The 17,219-nt window shown below is 42.1% G+C and carries 17 protein-coding genes; 10 read left to right on the forward strand and 7 right to left on the reverse strand.

Features of this window, described 5'->3' with window-relative positions; genetic code table 11:
* Positions 1 to 96 precede the first annotated feature (96 nt).
* The gene (lpdA, locus tag ABFY09_RS07575; RefSeq protein ID WP_347983697.1) at positions 97 to 1,503 is read right to left on the reverse strand and encodes a dihydrolipoyl dehydrogenase; all 1,407 of its coding nucleotides are present in this window, start codon (positions 1,501 to 1,503) and stop codon (positions 97 to 99) included.
* A gap of 139 nt (positions 1,504 to 1,642) precedes the next feature.
* Here lpdA and ABFY09_RS07580 point away from each other — a divergent pair, with 139 nt between their 5' ends.
* The 5 genes from ABFY09_RS07580 to ABFY09_RS07600 all read left to right on the forward strand — a co-directional run bounded on the left by ABFY09_RS07580 (position 1,643) and on the right by ABFY09_RS07600 (position 6,259).
* The gene (locus ABFY09_RS07580; RefSeq protein WP_347983698.1) at positions 1,643 to 2,206 is read left to right on the forward strand and encodes a TetR/AcrR family transcriptional regulator; all 564 of its coding nucleotides are present in this window, start codon (positions 1,643 to 1,645) and stop codon (positions 2,204 to 2,206) included.
* Positions 2,207 to 2,329: 123 nt separating this feature from the next.
* Positions 2,330 to 3,292 (forward strand): lauroyl-Kdo(2)-lipid IV(A) myristoyltransferase, encoded by a 963-nt coding sequence (gene lpxM / locus ABFY09_RS07585; protein ID WP_347983699.1) that lies wholly within the window; start codon positions 2,330 to 2,332, stop codon positions 3,290 to 3,292.
* 39 nt (positions 3,293 to 3,331) lie between these two features.
* Complete coding sequence (hemF, locus tag ABFY09_RS07590) at positions 3,332 to 4,240, forward strand: oxygen-dependent coproporphyrinogen oxidase (RefSeq protein ID WP_347983741.1); 909 nt, start codon at positions 3,332 to 3,334, stop codon at positions 4,238 to 4,240.
* Positions 4,241 to 4,271: 31 nt separating this feature from the next.
* Complete coding sequence (gene aroE, locus ABFY09_RS07595) at positions 4,272 to 5,081, forward strand: shikimate dehydrogenase (RefSeq protein ID WP_347983700.1); 810 nt, start codon at positions 4,272 to 4,274, stop codon at positions 5,079 to 5,081.
* A 2-nt stretch (positions 5,082 to 5,083) separates the two neighbouring features.
* A complete protein-coding gene (locus ABFY09_RS07600) occupies positions 5,084 to 6,259 on the forward strand; it encodes a GNAT family N-acetyltransferase (protein WP_347983701.1) in 1,176 nt (391 codons plus the stop codon).
* A gap of 26 nt (positions 6,260 to 6,285) precedes the next feature.
* Here ABFY09_RS07600 and ABFY09_RS07605 read toward each other — a convergent pair whose 3' ends face one another.
* Genes ABFY09_RS07605 through ABFY09_RS07615 form a run of 3 tightly spaced genes read right to left on the reverse strand, consistent with a single transcriptional unit; the run spans position 6,286 to position 7,879 of the window.
* Complete coding sequence (locus tag ABFY09_RS07605; protein WP_347983702.1) at positions 6,286 to 7,173, reverse strand: DMT family transporter; 888 nt, start codon at positions 7,171 to 7,173, stop codon at positions 6,286 to 6,288.
* Positions 7,174 to 7,218: 45 nt separating this feature from the next.
* Positions 7,219 to 7,662 (reverse strand): group II truncated hemoglobin, encoded by a 444-nt coding sequence (locus ABFY09_RS07610; RefSeq protein WP_347983703.1) that lies wholly within the window; start codon positions 7,660 to 7,662, stop codon positions 7,219 to 7,221.
* Between the two features lies 1 nt (position 7,663).
* Positions 7,664 to 7,879: a hypothetical protein gene (locus ABFY09_RS07615; protein ID WP_347983704.1), complete on the reverse strand. Its 216-nt coding sequence runs from the start codon at positions 7,877 to 7,879 to the stop codon at positions 7,664 to 7,666.
* A gap of 329 nt (positions 7,880 to 8,208) precedes the next feature.
* Here ABFY09_RS07615 and ABFY09_RS07620 point away from each other — a divergent pair, with 329 nt between their 5' ends.
* Positions 8,209 to 9,579 carry an MATE family efflux transporter gene (locus tag ABFY09_RS07620; RefSeq protein WP_347983705.1) on the forward strand — a complete coding sequence of 457 codons (1,371 nt, stop codon included), beginning with the start codon at positions 8,209 to 8,211 and terminating at the stop codon, positions 9,577 to 9,579.
* A 236-nt stretch (positions 9,580 to 9,815) separates the two neighbouring features.
* On the opposite strand, the gene ABFY09_RS07625 is transcribed toward ABFY09_RS07620, so the two are convergent.
* Positions 9,816 to 10,604: a sulfite exporter TauE/SafE family protein gene (locus ABFY09_RS07625; RefSeq protein WP_347983706.1), complete on the reverse strand. Its 789-nt coding sequence runs from the start codon at positions 10,602 to 10,604 to the stop codon at positions 9,816 to 9,818.
* A gap of 166 nt (positions 10,605 to 10,770) precedes the next feature.
* Between ABFY09_RS07625 and ABFY09_RS07630 the strand changes: the two genes are divergently transcribed.
* Positions 10,771 to 10,986, forward strand: coding sequence for a DUF2798 domain-containing protein (locus ABFY09_RS07630; protein WP_347983707.1), 216 nt, complete (start codon positions 10,771 to 10,773; stop codon positions 10,984 to 10,986).
* A 93-nt stretch (positions 10,987 to 11,079) separates the two neighbouring features.
* Here ABFY09_RS07630 and ABFY09_RS07635 read toward each other — a convergent pair whose 3' ends face one another.
* On the reverse strand, positions 11,080 to 11,727 hold the full coding sequence (locus ABFY09_RS07635) for a pyridoxamine 5'-phosphate oxidase family protein (RefSeq protein ID WP_347983708.1): 648 nt from the start codon (positions 11,725 to 11,727) through the stop codon (positions 11,080 to 11,082).
* A gap of 35 nt (positions 11,728 to 11,762) precedes the next feature.
* On the reverse strand, positions 11,763 to 12,203 hold the full coding sequence (locus tag ABFY09_RS07640; RefSeq protein ID WP_347983709.1) for a GNAT family N-acetyltransferase: 441 nt from the start codon (positions 12,201 to 12,203) through the stop codon (positions 11,763 to 11,765).
* Between the two features lie 95 nt (positions 12,204 to 12,298).
* On the opposite strand from ABFY09_RS07640, the gene ABFY09_RS07645 reads away from it, so the two are divergent.
* From ABFY09_RS07645 to ABFY09_RS07655, 3 genes are all read left to right on the forward strand, one after another.
* Positions 12,299 to 13,789, forward strand: coding sequence for a PLP-dependent aminotransferase family protein (locus ABFY09_RS07645; RefSeq protein ID WP_347983710.1), 1,491 nt, complete (start codon positions 12,299 to 12,301; stop codon positions 13,787 to 13,789).
* Between the two features lie 442 nt (positions 13,790 to 14,231).
* Positions 14,232 to 15,083, forward strand: coding sequence for a ubiquinol oxidase subunit II (cyoA, locus tag ABFY09_RS07650; protein ID WP_347983711.1), 852 nt, complete (start codon positions 14,232 to 14,234; stop codon positions 15,081 to 15,083).
* An 82-nt stretch (positions 15,084 to 15,165) separates the two neighbouring features.
* On the forward strand, positions 15,166 to 17,172 hold the full coding sequence (locus ABFY09_RS07655; RefSeq protein WP_347983742.1) for a cbb3-type cytochrome c oxidase subunit I: 2,007 nt from the start codon (positions 15,166 to 15,168) through the stop codon (positions 17,170 to 17,172).
* The last annotated feature ends 47 nt before the right edge of the window (positions 17,173 to 17,219 follow it).

The raw sequence follows: 17,219 nt of genomic DNA on the forward strand, positions 1-17,219 counted from the left end.
GCAATGGTATTTTCTTTAATGCAAAATACGTTATTAGATAATCTTAATTTATGAGCATGAGTTTTGTGGCCAATATTAAACTCAAAAGCCGTGATGTTATCGCTTCACGGCTTTTTTGTTTGGCAAATCTGTGATGGTTCCTGCACCCAGCTCTGCAGCGAGTCCAACACTTTCATGTAAGCTTGGGTGAGCGTGGATGGTTAGGGCGATGTCTTCGAGTGTGGAGCCAAATTCAATGGCTAGAGTCAATTCTCCTAATAATTCGCCAGCGTGAGCACCAACGACACCTGCGCCTAGAACTCGCTCTGTTGTTTCGTCATAAATGAGTTTGGTTTTGCCTTGCGTCATGCCAGAAGCAATTGCTCGTCCGCTGGCGCTCCATGGAAAAACGGCGGTTTTCACAGGTCGTTTTTGTTTCTTCGCTTCAGTTTCTGTTAAGCCAACCCAAGCGACTTCTGGGAAGGTGTAAGCGATGGAAGGAATCGCCAAAGGTTGAAAGGCGACATTATGTCCAGCAATGACTTCGGCCGCTATGTGACCTTCGTGAGCGGCTTTATGGGCAAGCATTGGGCCATGAGTGACATCGCCAATGGCAAAGATATTAGGTACAGATGTTTTGCATTGATCATCTGTCAGTACAAACCCTCTTTCATCTATTTTGACGCCTATTTCTGGAATACCGGCGTTGCGTCCATTTGGAGATCGGCCAACCGCCACCAATACTGAATCAACCGCTAGGTTTCGCTCACCGTCTTTGTCTTTCAGTGTGATGTTTAACGCTTCTGGTGTGGCTTGAATGTCAGTGACTTGGGTTTGTGTCAGAAACGTCATGCGATCTTTATTGGTTTGTTCGAAAACGCGGACAAGGTCTTTATCGGCGCCCGTCATAATCTGATCGCCTAATTCCGCCACGGTGATTTTTGCCCCTAGCGCTTGATACACAGTCGCCATCTCTAAGCCAATGATGCCGCCACCAAGAATCAATAAATGCTCAGGAATATGCTCAAGTTGCAGTGCACTAGTAGCATCAAGAATGCGTGGGTCATCGTAAGGAACGAAAGGTAATTTAATGGCACGAGAGCCAACGGCGATAATGGCTTGTTTAAATGAGAGTGTTTGAACGTCATTGCCTTTTGTGACGGTTAAAGAAGTCGTCGAATCAAAATGCCCTTCACCTTGTAACACATCTACCTTGCGACTTTTTGCCATGAGAGCGAGATTGCTGGTTAAGGTGTCGACGGTAGATTGACGGTGATGGCGAATAGCGTCTAGATCAATGGTTGGCTTGGCATATAGGACGCCGTGGGCGTCTTCGTCTGCCATGCGTATTTTACCTGCCACATGCAATAATGCTTTAGATGGTATGCAACCAACATTCAAGCAAACACCACCAATGGTTGGATGGCGTTCTACCATAGCGACTTTTAAGCCTAAATCGGCTGCTCGAAAAGCGGCCGCATAACCACCTGGCCCGCTACCTAATACTAAAAGGTCGTATGTCATTTAAAATTCTCCTGTGAAGCACTTTAGAATTTATCTATCTATCACTTGATAGGTGAAATATAACTTGTAGATAAAAGCGAAGTCAATAAAATATCTATCACTAGATAGATGGTCATATAGGTAGAGAGCTGATGACGTTATGAAGGACACAAAAGTAGATACTAAATCTAAAATAATGGACGTAACCGAAGCGTTTATTTCTCAAGGAGGTTATGGCGCTTTTAGTTTTCGAGACATAGCAGAAGCAGTAGGTATAAAGAGTGCGAGTGTTCACTATCACTTTCCAACCAAAGGCGACTTAGTCGCGGCTGTAATGGCTCGATACACCCATGCATTTTCCTTAATGTTACCAGACCCTTGTAGTGCAAGGGTTAATACTAAAGACCTGATACATGGATTCATTGATGGCTTCAAAGCTAAAGTGGTAGATCAAATGAACATGAGTCTATGTACCATGCTGACGTCTGATAAATCGTCTTTACCGGACGCTGTATGTCAGGAACTGGCTATTTTTTATAAATTAAAACTAGATTGGCTGACGCAAGTCTTTATGCGTATAGAGCAAACTCATGAGGAAGAAGCCTTAACGAAAGCAAGCCAACTTCTCGCCTGCTTACATGGCGCTTCTATTTTAGTGCAAGGCGCAAACGATTCTGCCTTTTTTGATCGTGCTTTGTCGCATTGGCGAACGGCTTATAATTAACTTGTTGAATTTTCAAAATCAGAGACGCTAACTCACATTATTACTTCATTGAAGTTGCTTCATTAAGGTAAAGTTAGCACTCTTGATATTAGATTCACCTATTAAATAAACGAAATAACATCTATGACCCCAACAGATAAAAATTTACACAACCCTACTTTCAAATGGTCTTTTTTAGCTCCACGCTTTTGGGGGGCTTGGTTGTTAATCCTTCTAGTACTCGCTTTGGCTTATGTTCCTTTCCGTATACGAGATAATCTGGCGAAAAAACTTGTCCCTTTAATGATGAAGAAAAAAACGGGCGCACTAAAACGTGCACGTATTAACCTTCAATATTGTTTTCCTGAAAAGACATTTGAAGAGCGGGAAACCATGTTACGACACAGCTTGGAAACCGCCGCTCAATTCTGTTTGGCTTATGGAGAGCTGTTTGTTCGCAGCGAAAAATATAAAAAGAGCCGTAATGAAATTATTGGTGGAGAACACCTCTTCCCTCTTCTCGATAAAGGTGAAAATGTCATTACCCTTGTCCCGCACTGTTGGGCTATTGATTACACAGGCTCACTTATTGCGTCTTTAGGTTACACATTAACGACCATTATGAACCCACAAAAAGATCCTTTAATGGATTGGTTAATGCATGTTCAGCGAAATCAATATGGTAATGGTGTTGTGTATCCAAGAAGTGCTGGTGTGAAGCCGTTTTTACAATCTGTAAGAAAAGGTTGTGTTGGCTATTACCTACCAGATGAAGATTTGGGCCTGAAGCATTCAGAGTTCGTCCCTTTTTTGGGCACTGAAAAAGCAACCATTAAAGGGTTAGGAAAATTAGCAAAACTATCAAAAGCACATGTCGTTCCTATGTTCCAAGCATACAACGCGAAATCAGGAAAGTATGAGTTACATATATTTCCTGAGCTAGAAAACTTCCCTACTGGTGATGATAAAGAAGACGCCATTCTAATGAATAAAGCATTGGAAGCGATGATTGAGCCGCATACAGAGCAATACATGTGGATCTTAAGTTTGCTGCGTAGTCGCCCAGATGGCAGCAAGGTATATCATGAAGATGTACGTGAATCATAACTCGTTATTTTTATAAGGCTTTTTATGTCTACTAACTCCATGATGTCAGATGTTCAAACCGTCAAAGCGTATTTATTGTCATTACAAGATAGTATTTGTGCTTCACTGGAAACCTTGGAGCCGAATACTCGTTTTCATGAAGACACTTGGGATAGACCCAATGGTGGTGGCGGCCGAACACGCGTTATCGCTGGCGGTGATGTGATTGAAAAAGGTGGTGTGAATTTTTCACACGTAATGGGCGATAACCTCCCTCCTTCTGCTACGGTAGATCGCCCAGAATTAGCTGGTGGCCGTTTTGAAGCCATGGGCGTTTCTTTAGTGATTCATCCTAACAACCCTCTTGCTCCAACGTCTCATGCTAACGTGCGTTTGTTTGTTGTTTATAAAGAGGATATGGAGCCTGTTTGGTGGTTTGGAGGCGGTTTTGATCTGACGCCTTATTATGGTTTTGAAGAAGACTGTATCCATTGGCATCAAGTATCGCGAGATGCAGTTGAACCATTTGGCGAAGGTTATTATTCACGCTTCAAAAAATGGTGTGATGAGTATTTCTATTTGAAGCACCGTGGTGAGCCTAGAGGCATAGGCGGTTTATTTTTTGATGATTTTAACGAAGGCCGCTTTGAAGATTGCTTCGCCATGATGCAATCGGTTGGAAACAGTTTTACCCCAGCTTACATGCCGATTTTAGAACGCCGTAAAGACTTACCTTTCACAGAGCAACAACGAGACTTTCAGCTACATCGACGTGGGCGTTATGTGGAATTTAACTTGGTCTTTGACCGTGGCACACATTTTGGTTTACAGAGTGGTTTGGGCCGCACAGAATCGATTTTAATGTCATTGCCGCCAGAGGTTCGTTGGACATACGAATACCAAATTAAACCGGACAGTGATGAAGCCAAATTGACGGATTATTACCTAACATCAAGAGATTGGTTGTAATTCCATAGACAATAAAAAAAGAGGAAATGTTTTGGATCAATACGCTGTATTTGGAAACCCTATTGCTCACAGTAAATCACCTGACATTCATATGCATTTTGCCGACCAAACGCAACAAAATATCAGCTATACGCGTATTTTAGGCGACGATGTTGAATTTGAGAATCAGGTTAAAGACTTTTTCAAACAAGGCGGACATGGTTTAAATGTCACTTCTCCTTTTAAAGATCGCGCTTACGCCATGTGTGATGTACTGAGTCAGCGTGCGCAAAAAGCCGGTGCTGTGAATACCTTGATGATGGGCAAAAACGGCGAATTATTTGGCGATACAACCGATGGCGTTGGCATGGTTCGGGACATTGTTGAGTGCCATAGCAAAGCCATCAAAGGCAAACGCGTTTTGATTATTGGCGCGGGTGGTGCGGTGCAAGGCATTCTAGATAATGTTCTGGCAGAGAATCCCTCCTCTGTAACCATTGCTAACCGCACAGTTGAAAAAGCACAAGCGCTTGCTGAGAAGTTTAGTTGCCTTGCGTCTTCATTTGAAGCCTTAGAAGGTACGTTCGATTTGATCATCAACGGCACATCAGCAAGCCGTTCGAGTAGCTTACCGCCTTTAAAAGACGAATTAGCGAATGAGAATACCTGGTGTTATGACATGACCTATGGAAAAGGCACCACTGTCTTTTTGCAATGGGCTATTGATCATGGCGCAACCGGTGCTGACGGTTTGGGCATGTTGGTTGGCCAAGCAGCGGAGTCTTTTTACATCTGGCGACAAGTCCGACCGGATATGGCGAGTTTATTAAATGTTATGCGCCAACAATTGGAAGAATCCTAAAAATGAAAGCGCAATGGTTTAATTCGGTGGATCAAATAGGCGAAGCCAAGTGGCAAGCGGCGATTGGTGACACTCAATACCCTTTTGCGCAATACGCTTTCCATAAAGCACTAGAGCAAAGTAACAGCGTTGGCGATGGCACAGGCTGGTATCCTGAATACCTGTTCGTCATAGACGATGATGACGAACCATTGGCGATCGCCCCAACCTATTTGAAAACACATTCTCAAGGTGAATTTGTGTTTGATTGGTCTTGGGCCGATGCTTACCAACAATATGGTATGCGATATTACCCAAAGCGCATCTGGGCCATTCCTTTTTCTCCTGTCACAGGACCTCGAACCTTTTCTCACCTTGACCCAAAAGGCGAGGATTTAGGCTTTTCTCATCTGTACCCAGCGTTAGCGGAACTCATGACTCAAGCAAATCAAGAGCGGCATTTTTCCAGCTGGCATTTGTTATTTGCCAAAGAAGAGCATGCCAATTTGCTTGCTGCAAACCAAAACCTCCTGCATCGAATTTCCTGTCAGTTTCATTGGTTCAACCGTGATTATCAGAACATGGAGCATTACTTTTCTCACTTCTCTAGTCGTAAGCGTAAGGCAGCGCGGAAAGAGCGAGAGAAAGTCATAGCTCAAGGCGTTACTCTAGATCGTAAATTAGGCTGTGAACTGATTACAGAAGAGATCGATTTCTTCTACATGTGTTATCAATCGACCTACGCTAAGCGAGGCCAGCAAGGTTACTTAACAAGAGAGTTCTTTGCTTTATTAGCAGAAACCATGGGAGAGCAAATTCTTTTAGTACAAGCGTATAAAGATGGCGAACCGATTGCGGTTTCTTGGTGTTTCTTCGACGATCATTCACTTTATGGTCGTTATTGGGGTTGTATGGAAGAAATTGACAGTCTGCACTTTGAAGCTTGCTATTATCAAGGAATCGAATTCTGTTTGGAAAAAGGGTTACAGCATTTTGATCCAGGCACTCAAGGGGAACACAAAATAGCGAGAGGTTTCGAACCTGTATTTAGCCACAGTATTCATAATATTGAGCATGAAGGCTTTCGTGAAGCGATTGGGCGTTTCTGTGAAGAAGAAGCGGAAGCGGTACGCGGATATCATCAAGATACCCGCACATTATTGCCGTTTAAACAAGACGACTCGCGCAAAGAGGATTAAATCGTCTTGATCAAACGAATAGCAAATTAGACGTTAGGCTTTACAACGGTTTTCAAGGTAAATCCTGTTACCTTCATAGTACCAATAATGACTAAAACAGTGCCGATAAGCGTATGCCAACCCACTGTTTCATCTAAGAAAATGACGCCCCAGAAGACACCAAAAATAGGGATCAAGAAGGTCACAGTTAATGTGGATGGCATGCCGATATCATCCACCAGTTTGTAGAAAATCAAAAAGGCGACGCCAGTACAAATAACGCCTAGAACGATAACTGAAGCTACCACAGCCCAATTAATGTCTTCCACCGAGTTTGGTGGAATAAAGAATAACAATGGCGCAATGAACAAGGTTGCCATCAACATGGAGCCATAAGAGTTGGTAATAGGGTCTATTTTTTTTGCTTTTTGGGTGTAAACACTGACAATGCCGTAACAAATCGGAGCACACATCACCACAAATACAGCCAAGAGATTGTTTTCTTTGACGATTTCTGGATCGAATCCGACAATGACTGCAACGCCAATTAATCCAAGTAACAAGCCAAATACTTTGTTTGCCTCCAACGCTTTACGAAAATAAAGAGCACTGATCGCCGTACCAAAAATCGGTGTTAATGCATTCACTACAGACATTAATGAAGCGGATAAATACTGGGCGGCATAGCCATAACAAAGAAATGGCAGGGCAGCGCTTAATAGGCCAATAATGGCGTAATGTTTTCCGTTTTCTCTTAAATGAGAGCGTTTTTTTAAGAACGCCATGACTAAGAAAAGAAAGACGGCACCAAAACCCACACGGCCTTCAATAAGCCATGCGCCACCTAATGAAGGTGCGCCAATCCGCATAAAGAGAAACGAGGCTCCCCAAATCGCGGCTAAAGAAACAAGGTAATACGCGCTTTTTAAACCCATTTCGGAGTCCTTTCAGGAGTGAGCATCTTTTGCGGATGACGGTGATTAAAGGTTGTGCTTTGCGGCACTGACCTGACGAATACGTTCAGCGGGAAATTCTAGCTGAGGCAATAAATACCCTTTTAGTTCTTCTGAATACTTGAGTTCATCTAATGCAGCGGCCATGCAATTTAGCCACATGGCCTTTTCTTTTTCAGTGACGATTAAATGAGCATGGGCTTGGGGAAGGTGAAGGCTACCGTATTTCTTGGAATATAAACGCTCTCCGCCCATCCAGCCAGATAAGAAGGAGGTTAACTTATCAATCGTTGTTTCTAGATCGCCAGGGTGCATATCAAACAAAGGTCGAAACTCTGTCGTGTTTTCCATGATGCGATAAAAGGTTTCTACCAAGGTCCGTAAGCCAGTTAATCCACCAACCGCCTGCAATGTGCTGTCACCTTCACCGTATTTGATTAAGGGAGGCTGTGACGAATTAGACTTGGTCATATTATTCGGAATCTCTCGGGCCATTTTGAGCTTTCTTCGCGGCTTTTTCATTATCCATTTTAATGGAATTTCGGTAGCCACCTAAAGCCGCCAATGCACCAATGATAAAACTCATATAAAGCGGAATTTCAAACAGCATCGTAATACTAATGAAGACACAACCTACAGCTAAACCTTCAATAAAAGGCTTCGCTTTTTGACTGATAAACTTAGGCATACTGTTTCTCCGAAAGATAAAAATAAGCGCGAGTTTAGCAAATTTACTGAACGATGTGCGCTAAATTGTGGAAAAAACCACCACTTATCCAATATTTTTGGCCTCATAAAAAAATGCTTTAGAAAGGGCTAATATGTGCACAACTTACTCAAAAGTGAAAGAAATGGTCAACCAAATCCCATCTTGGTATGAAATTCGCACATAAACATGAAAAACTGCCGCTAAATGTGAATAACTGCTATGATTTTCCACAAAGATAAACAAACTGCATAAATCGGCTTGGTTGATTTTTATCCACAGCGAACAACATACCCACAAGAGAGACAGCCTTGCCTAAATTCTCCGTAGATTCCCTTTCTAGCGCCTATCGAACAAACATCGTGCTGAACACTAAAATCTGGCGTATGGCTTGGCCACCAATGGTATCGAACATCACTACGCCACTATTAGGTTTAGTGGACACTGCCGTTGTTGGGCATCTAGGAACCGCCACACATTTAGGTGCCGTCGCAATCGGTGCGAGCATCTTCAGTTTTCTGTTTTGGGCATTTGGCTTCTTGCGTATGGGTTCAACCGGATTAACCGCACAAGCTTTAGGGCAAGACGACGACAGACGAGTGCGAGAGCTTTTATTACAGTCTATTTTAATGGGCGTTCTTATTGGCTTAATACTGATTTTATTTCGGGCGCCGTTAATTGATCTAGCCATACATTTAATGCAACCCAGCATGGATGTAGAGCCTTGGGCGAGAGTCTATTGCGAGGCGCGGATTTTCAGTGCTCCCGCAGTATTGGCGGGTTACGCCTTAATGGGATGGTTCTTCGGTGTGCAATATTCTAAGGGCGCTTTATGGATGCTTTTGGTTATTAATATTGCCAACATGGTGTTGGATTATTTTGCGGTGTATGGTCTTGGAATGGCCAGTGATGGTGTTGCTTGGGCGACGGTTTTCGCCCATTACATCGGTGTTTCTGTGGCGGGTTTATTGGCATGGAAAAAGCTAAAAGGCTTTTCCGGTCATGTACCCATGAAAGCGCTGGCGAAGTGGCGGGAATATGTGGCTTTGGTACAGGTAAATCGCTATCTGTTTGTACGTACGATTCTACTGTTATTGGTCATGTTGTTTTTCACAGCTCAAGGCGCGCGTCAAGGAGACTCTATTCTTGCTGCAAACGCTGTACTACTGACATTTTTGATGATTATCTCTAATGCTTTAGATGGTTTTGCCTTTTCTGTGGAAGCCTTATGTGGCGAGTATTACGGACGTAAAGACAAACAGAACTTCCGTAAAGTGGTTCGCCTCTCAACTTATTGGGCATTGATTGCTGCGTTTGTTTTGATGCTGATTTTTTGGCTTTTTGGTAGTCAAATCATCAGCTTATTAACCAATGTCGAAAGCGTTCAAGAAGAAGCAAAACTGTACCTACCTTGGCTCATTTTCTTTCCTCTGTTGGGTATTTGGTCTTTTATGTTGGACGGCGTTTTCATCGGCACAACCAGCGTAAAGCAAATGCAAAACACCATGATTATCTGTGTGTTAGGTGTTTTCTTTCCGGTTTGGTTTATGACTCAAGGCTTAGGGAATCATGGTTTATGGCTCAGCCAAGCCGTGCTATTCCTTGCTCGAGGCGCTACTTTGTATTGGTGTTATCTGAGAAACCTCAAACAAGGCGTTTGGTTTAAAAATTCTGAACCATAGTAAGTGCGGTTAGGCGATCCGATTCAAAACAAAGCCTAACGCCTTCTGCCTAAATTACCTTGCGGCGCTAAAACGAAAACGTCCATTACCTGTTTTCCTGTGCTCCCGTTTGCATAATAAGGTCAATACCAAGCGTATGTTTGTGCTTTAGCACGGAAGCGAGCTATTGACCTTGTTAAGCCTAAAATCGCTTGTATCCTTTTATTTCTAAGAGTAAAAACTGAACCCTTTTTAGATTATAGAGCCAAGCTGGTATAAATCCCAAACACACAAACGATGAGTAATGCGGCGCCGATGAATCGGAAGAATACGGCGGTTTCTGCTTCTTGGATGCGGTTGTAGAATTTTTGCCCGCAAATATGTCCAATGAAGGCACAAGGCAGTAACCACAGCTGATGAATGAGTTGTAGATCCACGCCAGCGATGAGAAACGAAGACATCTTGATTAAGACGAGGATAAACCACAAAACAAATAAGGTGTCGCGGAGTTGGTAACGAGACACTTTCGTCGCAAAGACCGAGACAATTAGCGGTGCGCCAATTAATGAGGTTCCGCTAACGTAGCCGCCTAGCATCAGGAAAATGGTATCGAGTATTTTATTGTTGCTGTAGAAAGGCTTGTTCAAAATGTAAGAAACGGCGAAAACGGCGACGATTATGAAAATGACGCCTGTGACTATGTCACTTGGTAAGGTTAATAAACCAAATACGCCGATGAGCTTAGGAACAATCATGATGCCGAGTGCTTTTTTAAGGTAGCGCCAATCAATGTTACTCGGTGCTTCTGTCGCTGCTAATTTCGCTTTTGCCTTTGCGTCTCTTGAGCCTTGCCATGCAATCCAGCTGGAAAACACCAGTAAATGAATTGAAATAATAGGTAAGAAAATCAATGGTGAGTTTTCGACTAACAATAGAAAAGGCAGTGAGAGAACGGCTCCGCCGAACCCCAACCCGCTACGAACAAAGCCACTCCAAATAAAAATGAAGCCGATTAAGGCAAACTGCCACCATAGTAAATGTTCCATGTTTATCCTTTGCTGAAAAGAGGTATTTTTAAGGAAAAAATAAAGAGGGTGTAGTGTATCGAGAATGGTACTTGTAAGCTAAGGTATAAATGTTCGTCTAGAATGACAAAACCTCTTATTTGCTGACTTGGTATTTTAACCAGAGGTGTTTTTTTAAGGATAAATAATGAAGTTTCGAGTTATTTTTGCAATTTTGATGTCTGGTATTATGTCTTTAATGATGTCTGGTTGGATTACGATTATTAATATCGGTATTACGTCTGAGTTTGTGTTTTTGTGGATGAAGGCTTGGTGTTTAGCATGGCCGGTTGCTGGAACAGTTGCCTTTATTTTTGGTCCAGTTGTACAAAAGCTCAGTGCTCGATTATCAGGGAGATCTTAATTTCCTATACAAATATAAAAATGACGAGTAAATGAATAAAATACTTAAAAGAAAGCCTTTATATCAAACAGCGATATAGAGGCTTTTTAACGGCTAAAAGGCTTCTGGAGGCCTTGCTGCTGGATAAATGTTATCTTGTTTCGGATCTGTTTGAGCTCCTCCCCAAGTGCGTTCCATTGGGATTACGCCAGCCCAAACTGGCCAGTTGTAATCTTCTGGATCGTCAATTGGCGGTTCACCACGAAATTTCACAGAAGCTTCTTCGATCTTGATTCTTACTAAGCCCGTTGCTTTGATTTCATTGTCGTTGATAGGTCTTAATTGCTCCCAACGACCGGAGCTGATTTTGTCTAAGAAAATCTTAAACTGACGGACTTTTTCGTCTTTATCTTCAATTAGTTCCGGCATACCAAAGAGGGTTACGGAACGATAGTTTACCGAGTGATGCATGGCTGATCGCGCTAGCACCAATCCATCTAATAAGCTGATGTTAATGCAGACTTTTTGTGGCTCATCGATTGGCCCTTTTACATTGCGAGCTTTGGAATGCGCGTGCCAGTAAAAGTAGTCTCCTTCTCGCCAATGACAGGTTGGTGTGACGAAAGCTTGTCCATTTTTGGTTTGAGCAATGTGACACATCAACGCCGCATCTATGATTTCCAAGGCGGTTTTTTTATCGTATTGCGCACGGTTTGGCCCACGTTTTACTTTGCTTAGAGGGGTTTCAAGTGTATCACTCATAATATTCATCCTACTTTTTTGTTATACATCTGACTCTATCCAGAGTAAGTGTAAAAATCCCAATGGCTTTGGTTTGTGTTCATTGAGTCGTAAAGCCTTTTTGCGGCACTGTTTTCTGGCGCAGTCACCCACTGCAGTCTCGCCGAGTCATTGTTTTGGGCGTAATGCCAGCAGTGATTAATAAGTTTTCTGGCAATCCCTTTGCCACGACAATCGGGTATAGTGAATAGATCATTCAGCACTGCCACTTTTGACACTATGCTAGAAGCGTAAGAAAAATAGACTGTGGCAAATGCGACGATTTGATCGTTTTCTCGGTAAATAAACTGGCACCCTTTTGAGCTTTCTTCATTAAATTGTTCGAAGAATTTCTTGTTTTTTGAATCTGAAATATTGTTAATTTTATAAAACTCTTGATAAGACCTAATCAAAGGTAGAACTTCTTCAAGGTTATTCTTAGATACGCTTTCGATCATTTTATGTCTCTCTAACACTAAGTAAGTTGACCCATAGTAAAAGCATCTGGCACTCTTAAAAATATCCAGAATTCATATAAAAAAGCAGGCCAGATATGAAATATGCCGTTGGCAGTTTGCGTTTCTCTTTAGACGAAGATGGCGCGCCTTATTACCAGCAGTTGATCACCCAAATTCAGCAAGGCATTGTCTCGGGTAAATTATCGGTTGGGGATAAATTGCCCTCGACACGCTTCCTGGCGGAGTCTTTGGGTGTTTCAAGAAGCACAACCTCACGAGCGTACGATCAGCTTCTTGCGGAAGGCGTTTTAATAAGCAAGGAAAAACGAGGTGTGTTTGTCTCTTCTTTGCCTATGGTTGGCCGTAGGAAACCTTTTTCGGATGATAAAAAGGCAATCCAATCTAAAAGGCAGTGCCAACAGGCGAATAAATTAAGCTTTGATGCCGGTGTAGATGTTTCTGTCTTCCCTACGAAAGAATGGGCGGCGAGCATGCGGCGCAGTTGGTTGAACCCAGATTTGGACTTGTTGCAAGGTGGTTATCCAACGGGTTATCCGGACTTAAAAGAAGCGATCGTCGATTATTTGTATCGCGTGCGTGGTTTGGAATGTACGGCAGAACAAGTTGTCGTCACCGCGGGCAATCGAGATTCATTGATTTTATTGCAACACGCGATAACATCTTTACTTGAGTTTCAACCATCAGAAACGGCTGAAAAGAGAGCGGTCACTTGGTGGCTTGAATCCCCTACTTATCCTCCAATGCGTGAAGTACTCTCGCCAAAAAATAATATTCATAATATTGCTATCGATGAAGACGGCCCTTGTTTGCCAAAAGATACTGCAATGAATGTAGGCATAATCACTCCTAATCGTCAGTATCCTTTGGGAACAAATATCAGTTCGAAACGTCGGCAAGAATGGCTGAAAAAGCTTCAGCAGTCGTCTTCTGCATGGTGGCTGGTGGAAGATGACTATGATAATGAATTTGTTTACCAAGGTCGCAGTGATGTGCCCTTTATGCAAACAGCGAGTATTCATGAGACAGCACGAGATCGTGTGTTTTTCGTCGGGAGCTTTTCAAAAGTCATGTTTCGCGGTTTGCGGCTGGGTTTTATTGTTGCGCCTTTAAAGCACGTTGATTTGGTTCGACAAAGCCAAGTGAATCTTGGTTCTTCCTCTTCTTTGCCGATACAACCAGTGGTCGCAGACTTTATGCTGCAAGGCAGTTTTGATCGTCATATCAATCGAATGCGCCGACATTATCGAATCAAACGGGATTTTCTTCTGGCTTTATTAGATGACAAATTAAGCGAGTGGTTTGATTGGGGAAAGCCTCGCGGCGGTATGCATATTCTCATTGAATTCAAAACGGATGTGCTGAGTGCTTTTCCTGAAATCCGCCTTGATGCACGTATCGCCTCGGAGTTGCGACTAAGAAATGTATGCTTCCTTACACTATCTTCCCACTATATTGAGCAACCCTCCCCACGGCAAGGTTTCTTGCTTGGTTTTAGTGGGGCAAGCGAATTTACTATGTCAAAAATGATTGATGAGTTAGAAAATTGGTTACGGAATAGCCTCTGATAAGGTTTTAACTTTTAGTTTAAATAAATGACCTAGATCAAGCTTTTCAGGAAACGTACTGGAATAGCTCTTCAATGGACAGGGCTTTCAATAGTTTTTTAAGGTTGCGTAGTGTAATATTCATCCGAAAAATATTGATCTAAATTATTAAGCTGAGCGTAATAACCAACTAGTGAATTGTGCAAACAATCGACTAGGAGGGATTTATACGCCCTGACTATTGTAAAAGCCCTAGTGCAAAAATATAATTGTCAGGCTTAACCTAATTCCGCAAATTGTCTGTGGTTATTAGGTGGTATCTACAAGATGCTCATAATTTAACTTTATTAAGCATTTAATCGGGTTTTCTTAACCACTGATTTAATGTTTATGAATTCTATGAGTTTACATTAAGCGCCTAGTCCACTCGCAACACTTGCTCTAGGACATTCTGAGGTTACAGATGAAGAAAAGACTGTTCCAATCAACCATGCTATTTTCACTTGCGCTGCTTTTAAGTGGTTGTGACTTAGCTTTGTTCGATTCTAGTGGTGTTACAGGGAAACAAATTGGTGACACCATTCTACTTACTGTAGGGCTGATGCTTATCGTGGTTATACCAACCTTGATAATGTCAGTTTGGATTCCCTATAAATATCATACTAGCAAATCCGATGAGTCTTATGACCCAGAATGGGAACATTCTAGTAAGATAGAATTTTTTGCATGGGGTGTCCCAATTGTGATTATCGCTATTCTAGCAACAATTACATATCTGACATCTTATTCACTTGACCCTAGAAAAGAACTTGCCTCAGATAAAGAACCTTTAACGATCCAAGTAGTTGCTATGGATTGGAAATGGCTTTTCTTATTCCCAGAAGAAAAAATAGCTGTCGTTAATGAGGTTGCATTCCCTGTTGATAGACCTGTTGAATTTTTGGTTACCTCTCAATCTACAATGAATTCATTTTTTATTCCTAAGCTTGGTGGGCAAATCTATGCCATGGCTGGTATGGAAAACCGTATGAATTTAATGGGTTATGAGATCGGTGAGTACCGAGGTATATCTTCAAACTATAGTGGCTTTGGTTTCGCTGGTATGCGCTTCAAAGCCAAAGTGACATCAGAAGAAGACTTCGATAAATGGGTAGAAGGTGTTAAGGCTTCTGATAAGGTGTTAACTGGCGTTGAATATGATCGCTTAATTGAAAAGACACGCGATCATAAAGTGGAGTATTTTTCATCAATAGATCCACTGCAATTTAAGAATATTATCGAGTCTTTCATTGGAGCCCAAAATGGTTCAAACTGATTTAATTAAAGATCCTCATGTGTTAACTGGAAAGTTGCATTGGGGGGTTATTCCATTTCATGATCCTGTTGTTGCGCCTGTAATGTTTGCCGCTATCTTGGGTGGCTTGGCGCTTGTTGGTCTTATTACCTACAAAAAATGGTGGGGCTACCTGTGGAATGAATGGTTTACTTCTGTAGACCATAAAAAAATAGGCATAATGTACTGTATTGTCGCATTGGTAATGTTGGTGCGTGGTTTTTCTGATGCGGTTCTTATGCGAACACATCAAGCACTTGCAACCTCGGATACGTTTGGCGAAGGGTATTTGCCACCTGAGCATTATGACCAAATTTTCACGGCCCATGGTGTGATAATGATTTTCTTCGTGGCTACCCCTTTTATGGTGGGTATCATGAACGTGATTATGCCATTGCAAATAGGCGCCAGAGATGTTGCTTTCCCTTTCCTTAACTCATTAAGTTTTTACTTATTTTTTGTTGGGGCAATGCTGGTAAATATTTCTCTTTTCGTTGGTGAGTTTGCTGCCGTCGGCTGGTTAGCTTATACACCTCTTTCTGGTATTGAGTACAGTCCTGGTGTCGGGGTGGATTACTGGATTTGGGCGCTGCAAATATCCGGTATTGGTACAACGTTAACTGCTGTAAACTTTATTGCTACGATTCTAAAAATGCGTGCTCCAGGCATGACAATGATGAAAATGCCTGTTTTTACATGGACAACATTTTGTGCCAACGTTATTGCTGTAATCATTTTCCCAATCTTAACAGTGGCTATCGCTCAATTAACGCTAGATCGTTATTTAGACTTCAATTTCTTTACTAATGACGACGGCGGAAACCAAATGATGTGGGTGAACTTGGTGTGGGCTTGGGGTCACCCTGAAGTTTACTTCTTAGTTTTACCTGCTTTCGGCATGATTTCTGAAGTGACTGCAACATTCTCTAGGAAAAGGTTGTTTGGTTATACCTCTCTTATTTGGGCTACGATTGCGATTATGGGATTATCTTTCCTTGTATGGTTGCATCACTTTTTTACCATGGGGTCCGGCGCAAGTGTAAATGCGTTCTTCGGAATCATGACAATGATTATAGGTATTCCTACAGGTGTGAAACTCTATAATTGGATCTTTACCATGTATAAAGGTCGTGTGGAGCTAACAGCATCTATGTGGTGGGTAATAGCAATGCTAATTACTTTCACAATAGGTGGTATGACTGGGGTTATGTTATCTATTCCTGCAAACGACTTTGTACTACATAACAGTATGTTTGTTCCTGCTCACTTCCACAATGTAATCATTGGTGGTGCTGTGTATGGTTACTTTGCTGGTTTCACGTATTGGTTCCCTAAAGCAACTGGTGTGAAATTAAATGAGACATTAGGTAAGTGGTCTGTAAGTCTTTGGTTCTTTGGTTACTTCTTTGCGTGGGTACCACTTTATTATACTGGCTTTGATGGAATGACTCGTCGTTTACAATATGTAGACAATCCAGAATGGCAGCAAGCAATGTACATCGCTCTTATTGGTGTGGTTTTAATTGCTGCAGGTGTTGGTACACAAGTTGTTAACATTGCTTGGAGTCTATACAAGCGTAACGATCCTCAATACAAAGATGTTACTGGTGATCCATGGGATGCTCATACTTTAGAGTGGTACACAACGTCACCACCACAATTCTATAATTTTGGTGATGTTCCATACATTAAAGATCGTGATCCACTGCTTAATATGAAGCAGGAAGGTATTGCCTATAAGCGTCCAGAGAAATATTCACGCATTCATATGCCAAAAAATACTTGGGCGGGTCCAGTATTAGGTATGCTAACACTGCCTATGGGTTTTGGTTTTGTATGGCATATCTGGTGGATGGTTATTGCGTCAGTTGCAGCCATTTTCGCTTGCTGGGTCAAATTAAACTTCGAGCGTGATAAAGATTATTATGTTGAAGTTCCTGAAGTTGAAGGTATTGAAGGTGAGTTCTTGAAGAGTAATGAAGGTCGTAGCTTCTACTTCGAGAAAAATGCTAAATACTACAAAAAATGGAAACCAGCAAATCAAAATGACAGCTCGATTGTTGCTAAGTAACCAATAAACCGTAGTGATCAGGCTAAGTATCTAGCTTGATCACTAGG

The sequence above is a fragment of the Marinomonas sp. 5E14-1 genome (assembly GCF_039939215.1).
Taxonomy (GTDB): domain Bacteria; phylum Pseudomonadota; class Gammaproteobacteria; order Pseudomonadales; family Marinomonadaceae; genus Marinomonas.

Excerpts from the sequence above, each read along its gene's own strand:
- lpxM (WP_347983699.1), top strand. The coding sequence starts at position 2,330 with ATGACCCCAACAGATAAAAATTTACACAACCCTACTTTCAAATGGTCT.
- hemF (WP_347983741.1), top strand. The coding sequence starts at position 3,332 with ATGATGTCAGATGTTCAAACCGTCAAAGCGTATTTATTGTCATTACAA.
- ABFY09_RS07630 (WP_347983707.1), top strand. The coding sequence starts at position 10,771 with ATGAAGTTTCGAGTTATTTTTGCAATTTTGATGTCTGGTATTATGTCT.
- cyoA (WP_347983711.1), top strand. The coding sequence starts at position 14,232 with ATGAAGAAAAGACTGTTCCAATCAACCATGCTATTTTCACTTGCGCTG.
- ABFY09_RS07635 (WP_347983708.1), bottom strand. The coding sequence starts at position 11,727 with ATGAGTGATACACTTGAAACCCCTCTAAGCAAAGTAAAACGTGGGCCA.
- ABFY09_RS07645 (WP_347983710.1), top strand. The coding sequence starts at position 12,299 with ATGAAATATGCCGTTGGCAGTTTGCGTTTCTCTTTAGACGAAGATGGC.
- ABFY09_RS07600 (WP_347983701.1), top strand. The coding sequence starts at position 5,084 with ATGAAAGCGCAATGGTTTAATTCGGTGGATCAAATAGGCGAAGCCAAG.
- ABFY09_RS07615 (WP_347983704.1), bottom strand. The coding sequence starts at position 7,879 with ATGCCTAAGTTTATCAGTCAAAAAGCGAAGCCTTTTATTGAAGGTTTA.
- ABFY09_RS07580 (WP_347983698.1), top strand. The coding sequence starts at position 1,643 with ATGAAGGACACAAAAGTAGATACTAAATCTAAAATAATGGACGTAACC.
- lpdA (WP_347983697.1), bottom strand. The coding sequence starts at position 1,503 with ATGACATACGACCTTTTAGTATTAGGTAGCGGGCCAGGTGGTTATGCG.
- ABFY09_RS07610 (WP_347983703.1), bottom strand. The coding sequence starts at position 7,662 with ATGACCAAGTCTAATTCGTCACAGCCTCCCTTAATCAAATACGGTGAA.
- ABFY09_RS07655 (WP_347983742.1), top strand. The coding sequence starts at position 15,166 with ATGTTTGCCGCTATCTTGGGTGGCTTGGCGCTTGTTGGTCTTATTACC.
- ABFY09_RS07625 (WP_347983706.1), bottom strand. The coding sequence starts at position 10,604 with ATGGAACATTTACTATGGTGGCAGTTTGCCTTAATCGGCTTCATTTTT.
- ABFY09_RS07605 (WP_347983702.1), bottom strand. The coding sequence starts at position 7,173 with ATGGGTTTAAAAAGCGCGTATTACCTTGTTTCTTTAGCCGCGATTTGG.
- ABFY09_RS07640 (WP_347983709.1), bottom strand. The coding sequence starts at position 12,203 with ATGATCGAAAGCGTATCTAAGAATAACCTTGAAGAAGTTCTACCTTTG.